The organism is Streptomyces sp. NPDC088097, from assembly GCF_044741845.1.
Lineage (GTDB): Bacteria > Actinomycetota > Actinomycetes > Streptomycetales > Streptomycetaceae > Streptomyces.
In genome coordinates this window covers 16,250-30,461 of record NZ_JBIUTJ010000003.1, presented here as the reverse complement: position 1 = coordinate 30,461, position 14,212 = coordinate 16,250, and the positions used below count along the sequence as shown (strand labels likewise).

The following is a 14,212-nucleotide window of genomic DNA, read 5'->3' as shown; positions in this document are numbered from 1 at the left end:
CTCGGACCGACGCGAACCACGGCCCGGCGGAGGTCCTCGTATGCCCGGTGTGCCCCCCGTGCCCCGTGCCGCCCGCGACCGGCCCGCGGGCGGGCCGCTCGCCTACCTCGTCGCCGCTGTGGCGGGCTGCCTCGTGGGCCTGGTCGGCGGGTCCTTCCGCTGGTGCCTCGCGCGGGCCGAGGTACTGCGCGCCTCCCTGCTCGACACCTCCGAAAGGCTCCCCGGCCCCGGATGGCTGCTCCCGGTCGCGCTCACGGCCACCGGAGCCGCCGTCGCCTGCGCGATCGCCCGGTGGGTCCCGCTCGCGGCGGGCAGCGGCATCCAGGACGTGGAGGCCGTGTGGCGCGCCGAACGGGAACCCCAGCCGCTGAGGCTGCTGCCCGCCAAGTTCGTGGGCGGCGTGATCGCCCTGGGATCGGGCCTCGTGCTCGGGCGGGAGGGCCCCACCGTGCACATGGGCGCGGCGATCGGGGCGGAGGCGGGCCGCCGCGTCCGGATGCACGCCGACGACATCAGGCTGCTGCACACCTCGCTCGCCGGCGCCGGCCTCGCCGTCGCGTTCACCGCGCCGCTGGGCGGCGTGCTGTTCGTCTGCGAGGAGGTGACCCGGGCCGTCCGGGCGCGCCTGGTCCTCCTCACGCTCATCGGCGTCGCCACGGCCGTGAGCTGCTCCCGCCTCATCGTCGGCGACCGGCCCGTCTTCGACGTCCCGCACACGGCCGCCCCGCCACTGGTGCTCCTGCCCGTCTTCGTCGTCTTCGGCGCCGCCACCGGGGTCCTCGGCGCGGGGTACAACCACCTCGTCGTCGGCGCCCTGGCCTGGGGCGACCACCTCACGCGGGTCGACCCCGTCGTCCGGGCGGCGCTCATCGGCGCCGTCGTGGGGCTGCTGCTCGCCGTCGACCCCCTGCTGGTCGGCAGCGGGGAGACGTTGAGCGAGCGGCTGCTCGCCGGCGGCGCGCTCACGGCCACCGTCCTGGCGGGCTGCCTCGTGGTGCGGTTCCTGACCGGCCCGCTCAGCTACGCGGCCGGTACGCCCGGCGGGCTCTTCGCCCCGATGCTGACGCTGGGCGCCCTCTGGGGAGCCCTCGTACACGCCGTCGCGCTGCCCCTGCTGCCGGGGTGGGGCTCGGGCCCGGCGCCGGCGTCCGGGTCCGGGACGGCGGCGTTCGCGGTCGTCGGGATGGCCGCGCTGTTCGCCGCCTGCGTCCGGGCGCCCGTCACGGGCATCGTGCTCGCCGTCGAGATGACGGGGGCGACGACCCTGCTCCTGGCCCTGTTCACGGCGTGTTTCGCCGCGACGCTGACGGCGGACTGGATGCGCAGCGAGCCGGTCTACGACAGCCTGCGGGCGCGGATGCTCGGTCGACCCTGATCCCGGGGGATCCGCGCGGGACGCATCCGCGGGGGACGCATCCGCGCGGGGGGTCGGCACCGAAGAGGAGAGGTCAGCCATGTCACTCGTCAGGGGAGCTCCTCGTGGTCGCCGTGCAGCGTTCGTTCACCGTCGCCAGGCCCTCGTCCGTCCTGCGCGACTACCTGAAGGACTTCGCCCGGACGGAGGAGTGGGATCCGGGCACCAAGACGTGCGAGCGCCTCGACGCCGGCCCCGTCCGGGTCGGCTCCTCTTGGAGCAACGTGTCGGTCTTCCGCGGCCGTGAGACCCGCCTCACCTACCGGCTCGTCCGGCTCGACGAGAACCGGCTGACCTTCGTCGGCGAGAACAAGTCCGTCACCACGACCGACGACCTCGTCCTGACGCCGCGGGAGGGTGGCGCCACGCGGCTCACCTACCGCGCCCGCCTCGACTTCAAGGGCCTCCTCAGGCTCGCCGAACCCTTCCTCCGCAAGGACTTCGAGCGCTTGGCCGACGGGGTCGAGGAGGTCATGCCCGGAATCCTGGCCCGACTGTAGAGGCCGCCGCCGCACCCTCGCGGCGCCGCCGGACTCACGAGGCGCGGCCGTAGCGGACGTCGCCGCTCCAGATGCGTTCGAGGCGTACGCGGGTCCCCGGGCGGGGCGCGTGCCAGATCTTGTCGTCGCCCGCGTAGATTCCCACGTGTTCCATCGTCGAGCCGTTGGGGAAGAACACCAGATCACCCAACGCGCGTTTCTCGCGCGGAATGCGTGACGTGTGCTCGTACTGCTGCTCGGCGGTGCGCGGCAGTTGCCTTCCGGCTTTCCGGAAGGAATAGAGCGTCAGCCCGGAGCAGTCGAATTGGCGGGGCCCGGTGGCGCCGCGGACATAAGGGGAGCCTTCCTTGGAGGCCGCCACCATCACGGCCTTGGCGCCGTACGAGTCCGCTGCCTCGGCCGGTGTCACCGGGCCGGTCACGGTGACGGCCGTCAGCAGGGAAAGGATCAAGAAGGCTTGGGGGAGCCGGAATTCGGTGGCGCGGCACATGAACCGGAAGGCCTCGGGGCCTTGGCGGGAGTCGGTCCTGGAAAGGGACATCGTGCTACCTCCGCGGTCGAATGTGGGGCATGGGGCGATCAGATGTCCGGGTCGGTCCTGCTTTCGAAGAGATGCACGGTGTTGACGGCCGACAGTTTTGTCTGATCTCCGGCTCCCGCCCGCTCCCTTGGGGCATCTGATACGTATTGGTTGTGCAAAGAATCCGCGAAGTGATGGGAAAATCGGCGCGCATCGGTGTGCAGTCGGCCCATTCGCGTCCCAGGTGCTCCGCCGGCGTCGTCCCGCGTGATAAGAGGCCGGGACGGCTACCGCCCGCGCGCACGGGCGCCTACGATTTCGCCGCCGACCGCCAACACGAGGGCCGGCTCCCCCTAGCGAAGGAACGAACGTCATGGGCCGTACTCCCGCACTGGGGGACGTCGTGAACGACTTCTCCCTGCCGGGCGGAGTCCTCGTCGAGGACCGCTTCGAACGCGCCGACTACACCCTCGGAGAACAGAGCGGAAAGCCGGTCGTGCTCGCCTTCTATCCCGGCGACAACACCCCGGTCTGCACCAAGCAGCTGTGCTCCTACTCCGACGGCCTCGAAGCACTTCAGGCCTGCGGCGCGACCGTCTGGGGCATCAGCCCGCAGGACCTCGACAGCCACGAGGGCTTCGCCCGCGAACGCGGACTGCGCATCCCCCTGCTCGCGGACCCCGGGCGTACCGTCGCCCGCGCCTTCGGCATCGACGCCCCGCTCATCGGGCTGCGGCGGTCCGTGTTCGTCGTCGCGCCGGACGGCCGCCTCCACTGGAAGCGCGTGGGCGCGTTGGGCGCCACCTTCCCCTCCGCCGCCGTCATCGCCCGGCAGTTGACGGCCCTCACGCCGAACTGAGCGACCGGGGGCGGTCGCGGGGGTCGCACTTGGGTGCTCAGTCCTCCTGGAGGTAGGCGGCGATCATGGCCAGGTCGTTCGCGATGGCCACGATGCCGGCGGGGTCGGTCGTGGGCGTCGAGGCGCCCGTGACCCCGGCGTAGAACACGTCGTGGTGGCCGTCGCCCTTGTCCAGGTACCCGGCGATCGTGATGGCTCCGACGCCGATGCGGTCGTTGAGCGCGTCGTACCCGGCGGCGGCCCCCGTCTTGGCGAACACCTTGCCCCGAGCCGGGCAGTCGCGGCAGTTCTCCGCCAGCAGCCCGTCGACGCCGAGGACGGGGAGCGCCTCCCGGAAGCGCCGCGCCTCGGACGTGCCGAGCCAGTGGGTCAGGATCTGTGCCAGCGCCAGCGGAGTGGAGCGGTCGACGGGGTTGCCGCCCCGGCCGTCGGAGAGCTGGACCTGCTCGCGGTCGACGCCGGCCCGGTCCAGGAAGCCGGCCAGCACCGGGAATCCGGCCATGCAGTCGTGGCTGCCGGCCTTGACCGCCATCAGGCAGATCCCGAGGTTGGCGCCCAGGTTGTGACTCACCTTGAGGATCAGCCGGGCGTACTGCTCGTAGGGCGGCGAGGTGTACACGGCCACGCGCGGCCGGCCCCGGTAGGTACGCGGCAGCTCGCCCGCCGGGCTGGGACCCGCGGCATCCGCGGTGACCCGTACACCGGCCCGACCGAGCGCCTCGATGAGGGCGGTGCGCCCGAAGGCCGCCGGATCGGCGACGGGAGCCACCCGCAGGACCGGAGCGGCGCCCGCGGCGATCGTCCCGGACAGACGGATCCGGGTCCCGTCGGCGGACGGGGTGACCGTGACGGCCGTCGGCCCGCCCGCGGCGACCGTCCTGACCGTGGAGGACACGTCGTACGGGGCGACCTTCGGCCGCCAATCCAGGCGGGCCGGGGCGTCGACGCGGTCCCCCGGGGTCGTCAGCAGGTCGATCAGGTTGTCGTTGATGATCAGCGGATCCGGGGTGGGGTCGAGGATCGGCGCGGCGGAGAAGAGACGGTCGTCGACGAGGACGTCGCCCTCGACACGCGTGATGCCGGAGCCGCGCACCTGTCGCGCGAGCGCGTCGATCCCGGCGAGGGGGTCCTCCGGGGTGAGGGTGGCGCCGGGGATGTCATTGGCGTAGGTGTGATCGAGATCGGTGAACGCCACGGTGCCGTCCGGGCGGGTACGGCCGCCCATCGTGAGGTCTCCCTGAGCGACCAGGGCGAGGTCGCCGGTGAGGGTGGCGCCCCGCCGCTCGCCGACCGCGTAGACGGGGGTCTCGAAGCGGTGCTCCGCGCCGAGGGAGTCCCAGGTGCCGGAGACGCTGAACAGTTTGGCCGTGGACCCGGGGATGAAGAGCTGCCCGGGGTAGAGGCTGTGGATCACGCGCCCGTCGTCCGGGTCGCGTTCGAGCAGGCCCCACTGGGCGTAGCGGTACTCCGGCTTCCGCATGATCGCGGTGATGCGCGGGTCCAGCGGGTCGGAGCCCGCGTCGTCGGACGGCGAAGGGGTCGGCCCGGTCGCCGCGCCCGAGGTCAGCGCCACCAGCAGCAGGGCCCCGCAGCCTGCGCCGAGGCGGCGCCGCAGGGACCGGGAGTCTCTTCCTCGCATCACGGCGGGCCCCGATCGTTTCGGCGGGCCGCCCGGACGGCTTGATCCGGGCCTGCGACCAGCGTGGCACGGCCGGATCCGGTGCGCACGTCACCCGGACGGGGGCCCGCGACGTCGACCGGAGGCCGACCCGGAAGGACTCCGGGCCGGCCTCCGGCGAGGGGTGGCGCGGGAGTGGCGGCGCCGGCTCCCCCTACGAGCCGTACGCCTCCAGTTCCGACAGCTGGCCCGCCGGCCAGCCGGTGTTGCCGGTGAAGGTGAGGCGCAGGTGGCGCACACCGGAGGCGGGGAAGGTGACGGTGACCGTGTTCGCCCCCTCGGTGAAGGTGTGGGCGGCGGAGGCCTTCAGCGTCGCCCAGTTGGCGTTGTCGGTGGACCCGAGCACCGTGATCGTCTGGGTACGGGTCCCCCAGGCGGCGGGGAGCTTCAGCACCAGGCGGCCGACGGTCTGAGTGGCGCCGAGGTCGACGGTGAGGGACTGCGGGAAGACGTTGTTGTCGCTCTCCCAGTAGCTGCCGGCGTTGCCGTCCGTGACGTTGCCGGCCACGTAGCCCTGGGTGTGGGTGGTGTCGGTCGCGCTCCGGCCGCGCGCGAGGTTGGTGCCGGCCGGAGGGGTGGTGGGCGGGGGCGTGGTGGTGGGAGGCGTGGTCGGGGCGCCGTCGGCCGCGTAGACCTCGAATTCGGAGAGCTGGCCGGCCGACCAGCCGGTGTTCGCGGTGACGTTCAGCCGGACGTAGCGGGCGGTGGCCGGATCCAGGGTCAGCGTCGCGGTGTTGCCGGAGGCGGGGTCGAAGGTGACGCCCCCGGCACCGCGGAGCGTGGACCAGGTCGCGTTGTCGGTCGAGCCGAGCACCGAGAGAGTCTCGGTGCGCGCGGACCAGTCCGAGGGCGGCGGCAGCTTGAGGGTGACCTTGCCGATCCGCTTGGCCTCGCCGAGGTCCACCGTCAGCGTCTGGGGGAAGGCGTTGTTGGCGCTCTCCCAGTAGGTGGAGGCGTTGCCGTCGACGGCGTTCGCCGCCGCGTACGACTGGACGGCCGAGGAGGCGGTGGCCGGCCTGCCCTGGGCCAGGTTGCCGTTCGGCGGGGTGGTCGGGGGCGTCGTCGGGGGAGTGGTGGGAGGCGTCGTGGGCGGGGTGGTCGGGGGACTGGTGGGAGGCGTGGTCGGCCCGCTCGGCACGCCCCCGTTGGTCCACACAGGCGCGGGCCACACGCCGGAGCAGGTCTGCCCGGTGTTCCAGCCGGAGTTGCCGCCGCCGTCGGTGATCTGGAGGCCGGCCCCGATGCAGTTGTGGATCGGGGTCGCCGCCTGGGCGATGTTCTTCGCGGTGACGTTGGTGAACTTCATCGCGATGTTCGACTGGGCCTGGATGGCGTAGGTCCCGGCTCCGTCGATGTTGATGTTGCTGAACTCGACTCCGCTGATGGGACCCTCGATCGAGTGGATCGCGGCGTAGGAGGAGTCGAGGATGTCCGTGTCGGAGATCTTGATGCTCGCGCCCTGCACGGCTTCGTTGAGGCCGGAGAACCAGATCGCGCCGACGCCGAAGTTCCAGTTGAAGTCGCTGTTGCCGGTACGGATCAGGGTGTTGCGCGCGGCGGTGATGGTGCCCGCGACGGCCGTGCCCTTGCCGGAGTTCACCCCGGGGTAGCGGTTGGCGATGTGCAGGCCGCCGCCGTTGCTGATGGTGTCGGACATGACGTTGTCCGAGATGGTGAAGTCCTTGCCGCCGTACGTGACGATGTTGTTGGCCAGGATCGGCAGGACGACCGTGTTGTGGTCGAAGCTGATGTCGGTGTTCGGCTTGTCCTGGGGCCAAGAGGCCAGGCCGTCGTCACCGGCGTTGCGCACGAACGTGTTGGTGACCCGGGAATTCGTGACACCGGTGTGGAAGTTCACGCCGTCGGCCGTCATGTCGAGGAAACGGCTGTTCTTGATGGTGAAACGGTCCATCGGGCCGTCCATCCAGGCCGCCACCTTGACGTGCTGGATCCAGAGGTTGTCGACCGTGGAGTTCGACATCGCGCCGCCCAGGGCGTTCACCTGGTCGTCGTCGATCCGGTCGCGGATGTCGCCGATGATCGCGAAGTCCTTGAGGGTGACGTTCTTGCTCGGGCCGTTGGCCTCGTGCGGCCGTACCGGGCCGGTGTAGCCGCCGCCGGGCACGTACTTGCCGTAGAAGCCGGCCGCGCGGTTGCGGTTGACCGGGTCGCGACCGCCGAAGACGGTGTACCAGGGGCCCGCGCCCTGGACGGTGACGCCGTCCACGACGACGTGGTCGTAGAGCGTGTAGTCGCCCGGCGGGACGTAGACCGTCTTGCCCTGGGCCTGGCCCGCGTCCACGGCTGCCTGCATCCGGGCCGTGGAATCGGTGGCCCCGGTCGGGTCCGCCCCGAAGTCGGCGACGGCGTCGAGGGCCCCGGCGGGCTTGCCGGCGGCCGAGCCGACCTGCTCGAAGTCGGCGAGGTCGACGGTGAAGGTGGGCGACTGGGCCGTCGAGGTCACCTGCACGCGGATCTTGGTGCCGGCCGGGTAGGTGGAGCCCAGCAGGGTGCGGGACTCGTCGTAGAAGTGGTGCGGGTTGGTGTCGCCGGGATTGTTGTTGAAGGGGTACCCGCCGTAGTACCAGCTGTACTTGGAGGTGACGGCGAGAGTCTTCACCGACTGCCCGTTCGCCCGCACGTCCAGCGTGGCGTCGCGCCCCTTGCCGTCCCCGGTGTCCGGGAGGCTGTAGCGCAGGGACATCGCGTTGGCGGGCTTGTCGAGGGTGAACTCCACGTACTGGCCGACGGCGTTCAGCGTGACGGCCTGCCGGCCGGACGCCTCCGAGGGGAGCCGGCCGTAGAGGCGGTCGGGGCCTATGAGCGTGCCGTTGGTGGCCGCGTACTCGGCCTCCGACTCGGTGAACGGGACGGTCGCGCCCCGCCCGGGTATGCCGACCGGCGACGGCGCCGGCACCCCGGCCGCGTGCGCGGCGGGGGCGCTGCCGAAGGTCAGGGCGGTGAGGGCCGCGGTGGCGGTCAGTGACATGGCGAGGAAGACGGCGGCGCCCCGCCGTCTGAGGGCGCGGACTTGATCGGGGGTCGGAGGGTGACTCTGCGGCGACTGGGGCACGGGCACGCACGTCCTTGCGGCTCGATCGGCGGGGAGCGGAAGTGGCTCAACGCGGGAGGCTACGACTCCGAATGAAGGAAGTCTATGAACCTATGCAAAAAACAGACTCGACCCCGCAATAAACACTTGCAGAAGAGTCGTATGCCCGATCTTGTCGCCGCTTCGTGTGCCCGCTGCCCGCGCCCCCGTGCGCTGCCGGCCCGGCGGCCGGGCGCCTCAGAAGGGCGCGGGCGAGGACGTGAACCTGTCCGAGACGTCCCCGACGAGGTCGACGCCGTCGGGGCGCAGCGTCATGACGGGGGCGCCGGGCGACAGGTCGAATCGGTCGAGCTCGGCCCACAGGAGGTTCGGGCCGGTGGTGAGTTCGAAGAAGTACCGCCTGCCGGTGAGGTCGCAGACGGTGCGGTACTCGGTGTTGTAGGTCCGGAACCTCCCCTCGCGGTACGGCGCGCCGAAGGGCACCGAGGCGTTGCGGGTGACGGCCAGGATGGTGGCGACCGCCTGCCGGTCGTCGGCCGGCTCGGGCAGTAGCGCGCCGAAGTAGGCGGCGCGCTGGAAGCGGTCGACGGCGTTGACGTTCCCGGGTACGGGAACCTCGCTGCCGGCCTGGTCGTGGCCGAGCGCTCGTACGATCCGCACCTGTTCCCGCAGCAGGCGGAGCTGTTCCTCGTAGGCGGGCTCGTTCGTCATGATCGTGTGGCCGCGGTCGTGGTGCACCCGCCGTCGGCCCCCGATGTACTCGATGATCGCGGAGTCGCCCGAGGCGTCCTCCAGGGCCACGTGCACCGTGGCCCGGAAGCCGTGCATCTCGACCGGAACCAACTGGAAGGTGTCGAGCAGGGCCAGGGCCTCGTCCACGGTGGGGGCGAGGTCCAGCAGGTATTGGATCCACAGGGCGATCTGGAGACCCGGCCTCGCCGGGTCCCGGGGGCCGACGTCGGTGGTGTCCAGGTACAGCATGTGCGCCGCGAGGCCGGCCTCGTTGAGGCCGTCGGCCGTTCCGGCGCCGTAGACGGTCGTCACGATGGAGCCGAGTCGGCTCGTCCAGAGCAGTGGGTTTTCGGCGACGACCGTGGAGTTCCCCAGTGCGCCGCCGTCACGCGCGAGCCCTCGGGGGAAGATGGTCAGGACCGGTTCCGTCGATTCCGGCCAGTCCATCGTCCGACCCGTGAGGACGGCGTGGCGGTTGGTGTTCCACAAGATCCGAGTGCACATGGGCGCATCCCTTTCCGCGTGAGCCGAACGCGTCAGGACTGCCACCGGCGAGGGGGGCCCACTACCCGGCCGGGCCGAAAGAACCTGATCGGCCCTCGGCCCGCGCCTCGACATGACCGTTGCCGTCGAACGCACCGGTCGAGGGCGCCGGTCGAACGCACCGGTCGAGGGGGCCGGTCGAACGGACCGGTCGAACGGAAGGGGGCGATGGCCGAAATATACTGACTCGGTGACTGACAACCCGATGCCCCCTTGCCCCGAATGCTCCGGCACCTTCGCCTACGAGATGGGCGCCCTCCTCGTCTGCCCCGAGTGCGGCCACGAGTGGCCCGCCGCCTCAGACGAGTCCGGTGAAGCCGCCGAGCAACGCGTGGTCAAGGATGCGGTCGGCAACGTGCTGGCCGACGGGGACACCGTGACCGTGGTCAAGGGGCTGAAGGTCAAGGGCAGCCCGAGCGGGATCAAGGCCGGCACCAAGGTGCGCAACATCCGCCTCGTCGACGGCGTCGACGGGCACGACATCGACTGCAAGGTCGAGGGCTTCGGCCCCATGCAGCTCAAGTCCTCGGTGGTCCGCAAGGTCTGACCGGGCCGCCGACGCGGGATCCTGGCGGCGGAGGGGGGCCCGGCGACGGAGGGGCCCGCCGTGGAGGGATCCGCAGTGGAGGGTCAGGCGCTGAGGGATCCGCTGTGGAGGGTCAGGCGCAGAGGGATCCGCCGGCGAGGGATCCGCCGTAGAGGCGTTCCAGGACGGCGGCCACCCCGTCCTCGGCGTTCGAGGTGGTGACCTCGTCCGCGATCGACTTGAGGTCCGGGTGGGCGTTGTCCATGGCCACGCCGTGGGCCGCCCACCGGAACATCGGGATGTCGTTGGGCATGTCCCCGAAGGCGATCGTGTCGGCGGCGGTCAGGCCCATGCGCCGCGCCGCCCAGGCCAGGCCCGAGGCCTTCGTCATGCCCAGGGGTGTCAGCTCGACCATGCCGGGGCCGGTGACGATGACCTCCACCAGATCGCCGGCCGCCTCGACCGCGAGCGCGGCGAGGGTGTCGTCGTCGTGCACCGGGTGCTGGATGGTGACCTTGTTCAGCGGCTCGGCCCACAGCTCGGGGCCCCGGGGCACCGAGGTCATGGGCAGTGTGCCGCCCAGGGTGAACCCGGGTCCGGCCAGCATCTCCCCGTCCAGGCCGTCGCGGTTCACGCTCAACGCCAACTCCCCGGTCCGCGCCTCGACGCGGTCCAGCGCCCGGCGGGCGACATCGCGGTCCATGAGGACCGAGGACAGCAGCCGGTCCTGGCCGACGTGGAAGATCTGACCCCCCTGACCGCACACGGCCAGGCCCTCGTAGTCGAGGTCGCGCAGCACCTCCCGGATCAGCGGGACGGGGCGGCCCGTCACCACCACATGGGTCGCGCCGGCGGGCCCCAGCAGCCCCAGGGCCGCCCGCGAGCGTGTGGACGGCAGGTGGTCGGGGCCCAGGAGCGTGCCGTCCATGTCGGTCGCGACCAGTCGGTAGGACATCCTTGATTCCCTCGGTTGCTCTCGTCCGTCCTCCGGGGACGCGGACGCGCCGGAGGTCGCCGGAGTGCCTTCGCCCCCCCGGCTGCCCTCAGTGTCGGCCAGGTCGACGGAACGCCGAGGCGCCGAAGGTCCCGAGCCGAACCCCCTTTGTGCCCCTCGTGGGCACGCCGGAGGCCTGCTGCCCCGCCCGCGCGGCCCGCCTCAGGCCGTACGGACCAGCGTCCGCACCAGCCGTTCGACCCGGTCCCGGGAAGCCGTTCCGCCTTCCGTCGGGGCCGAGCCCGTCATCAACAGGTGGTGCAGCGTGCCCACGAACGCCAGCGCGACGGTCTCCGCGTCCAGGTCGGCCGCCACCCGCCCGAGGTCCCGCTCCGCGCGCAGGTAGTCGCTCACGGCCCGTTGGACGACGGCGAAGCCGGGGGCTCCCGACTCCCACGCGCTCCGCACCCGTTGCGCCGCCGCCGAGCGGGTCACGGCCAGGCCCACCAGTCCCGGATCCAAGGTCAGCACCGCCGTCGCCACGCCCGCCAGGTGTTCGCCCACCGCGCCCGTGCCCGCCCTCGACGGGAGGTCCTCACAGAGCGCGGCCGCGGACGCGAAGCGGAACAGGACGAGTTCCGCGACGAACTCGTCCAGGCCGGCGAAGTGCGTGTGCAGCACCCCCTTGGCACAGCCGGCCTCCTCGGTGACCGCCCGACTGGTCAGCCCCGCCGCCCCGTCCCGGGCCAGCACCCGGTCCGCCGCCGCGAAGAGCCTCTCGCGCAGATCCTCGATGGCCACTCCGCGTGGTGACATCAACTTCCTCCTGGACTGGGGGGATTGCCAGTATGGGCGTGCGCCCATACTGTTTGGGCATGCGCCCATACTAGGGCGCCTTCCCTCTTCCCGGAGGTCCCATCCGCATGCGGAACATCACCGACACCGCCCAGGCGCGGGCCTGGAACGGCTACGAGGGCACCCATTGGGCCGCCCACCACGACCGCTGGAACGCGGTCAACGCCGGCTTCGACCGGCCCCTCTTCGCCGCCGCGTCGATCCGACCCGGCGAGAACGTCCTCGACATCGGCTGCGGCGCCGGAGCCACCACCCGCCTGGCGGCCCGGGCCGCCGCCCCCGGACGGGCGCTCGGCCTCGACCTCTCCGGCCCCATGCTCGAACGGGCCCGCGCCCTCGCCGCACACGAAGGCCTCGACAACGTCTCCTTCACCCACGGCGACGCCCAGGTCCACCCCCTGCCCCGGGCCGAATTCGACGTCGCGATCAGCCGGTTCGGCATCATGTACTTCTCCGACCCCGCCACCGCGTTCCGTCACATCGCCTCCGCCCTCAGACCGGGCGGCCGCATCGCACTCCTGAGCGCCGCGGAGCCCGAGGGCAACGATTGGCTGACGGCTCTCGGGGCCCTCGGAGACATCCTCCCGATCGGCGACTTCGCGGCCACGGGCGGTCCGGGCATGTTCTCCCTCTCCGACCCCGACACCTCGACCACCCTGTTGCGCGCGGCGGGATTCCGGGACGTCCGCGCCGAACACGTCCGGGCGTCGGGGGTTTGGGGCGCCACCGCCGGCGACGCGGCGGACTTCCTGCTCGACACCGGGCCCGGCCGCCACATCCTGAGCACGGTCGACCCCGCCACGCGGACCCGCGCCCGCGCGCGCCTGACCGCCCGGCTCCAGACCCACGAGAGCGCCGGGGCGGTCCGGCTCCGCAGCACCGGATGGCTCCTGACCGCCACCGCGCACAGCTCCTGACCCGACCCGGGTCGGGTCGGTCCCGTGCCGGGTACCGGGCGGGAGGGGGCAGATCGTTTAGGGTTCAGTGGACCTCGTCCCGACCCCGCCCGAGCACCGTGCACGAGAGGGCCGCACCGCATGGCCGAACCCGCCGGAGGTCCCCGCACCGCCCGTCGACCCGTGGGGGTCGCGGTGGCCGCCGGGGTCGCCGCGGTCGCCGCGCTGCTCTTCGCACTGCTCACGGTCTGGGTGCTCCACGCGCGCGGGGCTCCGCTCCCGGGCGACGAGGCCCTCCACGTCTGGGCCTTGAACCACCGGCCCGCCGCCGCGGCGGCGTGGGCCCGGGCGGTCACCTCCACCGGGACCAAGGTCGTCCCGTACGCGGCCGTGGCCTTGGCGGGCGCCGCCGTGGGCCGCACCCCCCGCCAACGGATCCGCTCCGCCGCGGTGTTCGTACTCTGCCTCGCCGTCGGTCAGACCCTGCGCTTCACGACGATGATCCTGATCACCCGACACAGGCCCCCGCTCGCGGACTGGGCCACCCACGCCACCGGCTGGTCGTTCCCGTCCGGCCACAGCAGTACCGGCCTGATGACCGCCGGGCTGGTGATCGCCGCGCTCCTGCTGTCCGGCCGCCGAGTGCCCCGGGTCGTGCTCGCCCTCATCGCGGTCTGGGGCGTGGCCGTCGGCCTCACCCGGGTGTACCTCGGCGTCCACTGGTTCACCGACGTGATCGGCGGCTGGCTCTTCGCCTGTACCTGGCTGTCCCTGCTCGCCTGCGCGTACCTGAACTTCCCCCGGGTCCGGGCCGCCGTGCACCCTCCCGCTGCCCCCTGATCATCTGCGGCGCGCCCACCGTCACGACGGACCGGTCGTGGCGGTCATGCGGGACGGGGGATCCGGCGCGGTCGCCCGAAGCGGACCGGTACGCCGGGGGAGTACAGGACGCTGGCGGGCGCGCCCAAGGGCCCCGGCAGCCCGGCCGCGGCGACGAGGTCCTCCTCGCAGTCCAGCAGCTCCGCGCGGTGCAGCGGCCAGCGGGGGTGCGCGTTGGGCAGGTGGAGCGTGCCGCCCGGGTAGCCGGTGTGCAGGCACCAGCGGGCGGTGAGGAAATGCTCCAGTTCCGTGGGCTCCCCGATCGGCCCGCCGACCCGTACGCGGATCCGCGAGCGCGCGCCGGAGCGGTCCGAGCCGGATCCGGACCGACGGCGGACGCTCGTGTACGTGAGGACGTCGCCGGAGCGGGCGACGGACATCCGCGCCCAGTGGTAGGGAAGCCGGAAGGCCGCGCGGCCGAACACCACCGGGATCAGCCGCGCGGCCTCCAGGGAGCGGAAGACCACCCCGCGCCGACCCAGCGGGTCGACCGAGTACAGCCGTACGTTCGTCTCGGGGAAACTGCCCAGGTAGGGCACGGCGGGCAGGCGGAACCAACCCACGCCGTCCATCCGGAAGGGGACGAGGCCCACGTACGTCACCCCGTCGAGGGTGTCGGGCACCGTACCGGGCGGCAGCAGCGGAGCGACCCGCTCGGGATCGACGGCCCAGTGCAGGAGGGTCAGGTCGAGCCAGGATTGGGTGAGCAGCGGCTGCGGCGTCGAGGAGGGCGGGTCGGCGCGGATCGGTTCGACGGATGACGGCATGACACCAGTCTCCCGGCCCCGTCGGCCGTGGTACAGAGCCGGACGGTTGGAGGGCCC

The 14,212-nt window shown here is 72.4% G+C and carries 12 protein-coding genes and 2 pseudogenes; 6 read left to right on the top strand and 8 right to left on the bottom strand.

All coding sequences use genetic code 11. The features are described from left to right. The first annotated feature begins 40 nt into the window (after window positions 1-40). Entirely contained in the window at window positions 41-1,375 is a 1,335-nt protein-coding gene (locus ACIOD1_RS10180) for a ClC family H(+)/Cl(-) exchange transporter (RefSeq protein ID WP_401901446.1), read from the top strand. A gap of 104 nt (window positions 1,376-1,479) precedes the next feature. After that, window positions 1,480-1,914 (top strand): SRPBCC family protein, encoded by a 435-nt coding sequence (locus ACIOD1_RS10175; RefSeq protein ID WP_365612769.1) that lies wholly within the window; start codon window positions 1,480-1,482, stop codon window positions 1,912-1,914. A 34-nt stretch (window positions 1,915-1,948) separates the two neighbouring features. On the opposite strand, the gene ACIOD1_RS10170 is transcribed toward ACIOD1_RS10175, so the two are convergent. After that, window positions 1,949-2,404: a C40 family peptidase gene (locus ACIOD1_RS10170; protein WP_365613402.1), complete on the bottom strand. Its 456-nt coding sequence runs from the start codon at window positions 2,402-2,404 to the stop codon at window positions 1,949-1,951. 403 nt (window positions 2,405-2,807) lie between these two features. Between ACIOD1_RS10170 and ACIOD1_RS10165 the strand changes: the two genes are divergently transcribed. After that, window positions 2,808-3,293: a peroxiredoxin gene (locus ACIOD1_RS10165; RefSeq protein ID WP_365612772.1), complete on the top strand. Its 486-nt coding sequence runs from the start codon at window positions 2,808-2,810 to the stop codon at window positions 3,291-3,293. Window positions 3,294-3,330: 37 nt separating this feature from the next. Here the strand turns inward: ACIOD1_RS10165 and ACIOD1_RS10160 are convergent, their stop codons facing one another. From ACIOD1_RS10160 to ACIOD1_RS10145, 4 genes and pseudogenes are all read right to left on the bottom strand, one after another. Then, window positions 3,331-4,932 (bottom strand): D-alanyl-D-alanine carboxypeptidase, encoded by a 1,602-nt coding sequence (locus ACIOD1_RS10160; protein ID WP_365612776.1) that lies wholly within the window; start codon window positions 4,930-4,932, stop codon window positions 3,331-3,333. A gap of 193 nt (window positions 4,933-5,125) precedes the next feature. Further along, a pseudogene (locus tag ACIOD1_RS10155) lies at window positions 5,126-5,497 on the bottom strand (discoidin domain-containing protein); the annotation flags it as partial. Between the two features lie 96 nt (window positions 5,498-5,593). Beyond that, a pseudogene (locus tag ACIOD1_RS10150) lies at window positions 5,594-7,960 on the bottom strand (discoidin domain-containing protein); the annotation flags it as partial. Between the two features lie 300 nt (window positions 7,961-8,260). Then, the gene (locus tag ACIOD1_RS10145; protein WP_401901443.1) at window positions 8,261-9,259 is read right to left on the bottom strand and encodes a linear amide C-N hydrolase; all 999 of its coding nucleotides are present in this window, start codon (window positions 9,257-9,259) and stop codon (window positions 8,261-8,263) included. A gap of 229 nt (window positions 9,260-9,488) precedes the next feature. On the opposite strand from ACIOD1_RS10145, the gene ACIOD1_RS10140 reads away from it, so the two are divergent. Beyond that, a complete protein-coding gene (locus ACIOD1_RS10140; protein ID WP_401901441.1) occupies window positions 9,489-9,845 on the top strand; it encodes a zinc ribbon domain-containing protein YjdM in 357 nt (118 codons plus the stop codon). Between the two features lie 112 nt (window positions 9,846-9,957). Here the strand turns inward: ACIOD1_RS10140 and ACIOD1_RS10135 are convergent, their stop codons facing one another. Beyond that, on the bottom strand, window positions 9,958-10,779 hold the full coding sequence (locus tag ACIOD1_RS10135) for an HAD family hydrolase (protein WP_401901438.1): 822 nt from the start codon (window positions 10,777-10,779) through the stop codon (window positions 9,958-9,960). Window positions 10,780-10,980: 201 nt separating this feature from the next. Continuing rightward, the gene (locus ACIOD1_RS10130) at window positions 10,981-11,574 is read right to left on the bottom strand and encodes a TetR/AcrR family transcriptional regulator (RefSeq protein ID WP_365612791.1); all 594 of its coding nucleotides are present in this window, start codon (window positions 11,572-11,574) and stop codon (window positions 10,981-10,983) included. Between the two features lie 107 nt (window positions 11,575-11,681). Here ACIOD1_RS10130 and ACIOD1_RS10125 point away from each other — a divergent pair, with 107 nt between their 5' ends. Both ACIOD1_RS10125 and ACIOD1_RS10120 read left to right on the top strand, forming a co-directional pair. Then, a complete protein-coding gene (locus tag ACIOD1_RS10125) occupies window positions 11,682-12,530 on the top strand; it encodes a class I SAM-dependent methyltransferase (RefSeq protein WP_401901437.1) in 849 nt (282 codons plus the stop codon). Between the two features lie 120 nt (window positions 12,531-12,650). After that, a complete protein-coding gene (locus ACIOD1_RS10120) occupies window positions 12,651-13,349 on the top strand; it encodes a phosphatase PAP2 family protein (protein ID WP_401901436.1) in 699 nt (232 codons plus the stop codon). Between the two features lie 44 nt (window positions 13,350-13,393). Here the strand turns inward: ACIOD1_RS10120 and ACIOD1_RS10115 are convergent, their stop codons facing one another. Then, window positions 13,394-14,155, bottom strand: a complete 762-nt coding sequence (locus tag ACIOD1_RS10115) for a YqjF family protein (RefSeq protein ID WP_401901434.1) — start codon at window positions 14,153-14,155, stop codon at window positions 13,394-13,396. Window positions 14,156-14,212 lie beyond the last annotated feature (57 nt).

Bases quoted from the DNA above. Each gene is read 5' to 3' on its own strand.
- ACIOD1_RS10115 (WP_401901434.1), bottom strand. From the start codon at position 14,155: ATGCCGTCATCCGTCGAACCGATCCGCGCCGACCCGCCCTCCTCGACG.
- ACIOD1_RS10130 (WP_365612791.1), bottom strand. From the start codon at position 11,574: ATGTCACCACGCGGAGTGGCCATCGAGGATCTGCGCGAGAGGCTCTTC.
- ACIOD1_RS10120 (WP_401901436.1), top strand. From the start codon at position 12,651: ATGGCCGAACCCGCCGGAGGTCCCCGCACCGCCCGTCGACCCGTGGGG.
- ACIOD1_RS10165 (WP_365612772.1), top strand. From the start codon at position 2,808: ATGGGCCGTACTCCCGCACTGGGGGACGTCGTGAACGACTTCTCCCTG.
- ACIOD1_RS10125 (WP_401901437.1), top strand. From the start codon at position 11,682: ATGCGGAACATCACCGACACCGCCCAGGCGCGGGCCTGGAACGGCTAC.
- ACIOD1_RS10135 (WP_401901438.1), bottom strand. From the start codon at position 10,779: ATGTCCTACCGACTGGTCGCGACCGACATGGACGGCACGCTCCTGGGC.
- ACIOD1_RS10160 (WP_365612776.1), bottom strand. From the start codon at position 4,932: ATGCGAGGAAGAGACTCCCGGTCCCTGCGGCGCCGCCTCGGCGCAGGC.
- ACIOD1_RS10170 (WP_365613402.1), bottom strand. From the start codon at position 2,404: ATGTGCCGCGCCACCGAATTCCGGCTCCCCCAAGCCTTCTTGATCCTT.
- ACIOD1_RS10145 (WP_401901443.1), bottom strand. From the start codon at position 9,259: ATGTGCACTCGGATCTTGTGGAACACCAACCGCCACGCCGTCCTCACG.
- ACIOD1_RS10180 (WP_401901446.1), top strand. From the start codon at position 41: ATGCCCGGTGTGCCCCCCGTGCCCCGTGCCGCCCGCGACCGGCCCGCG.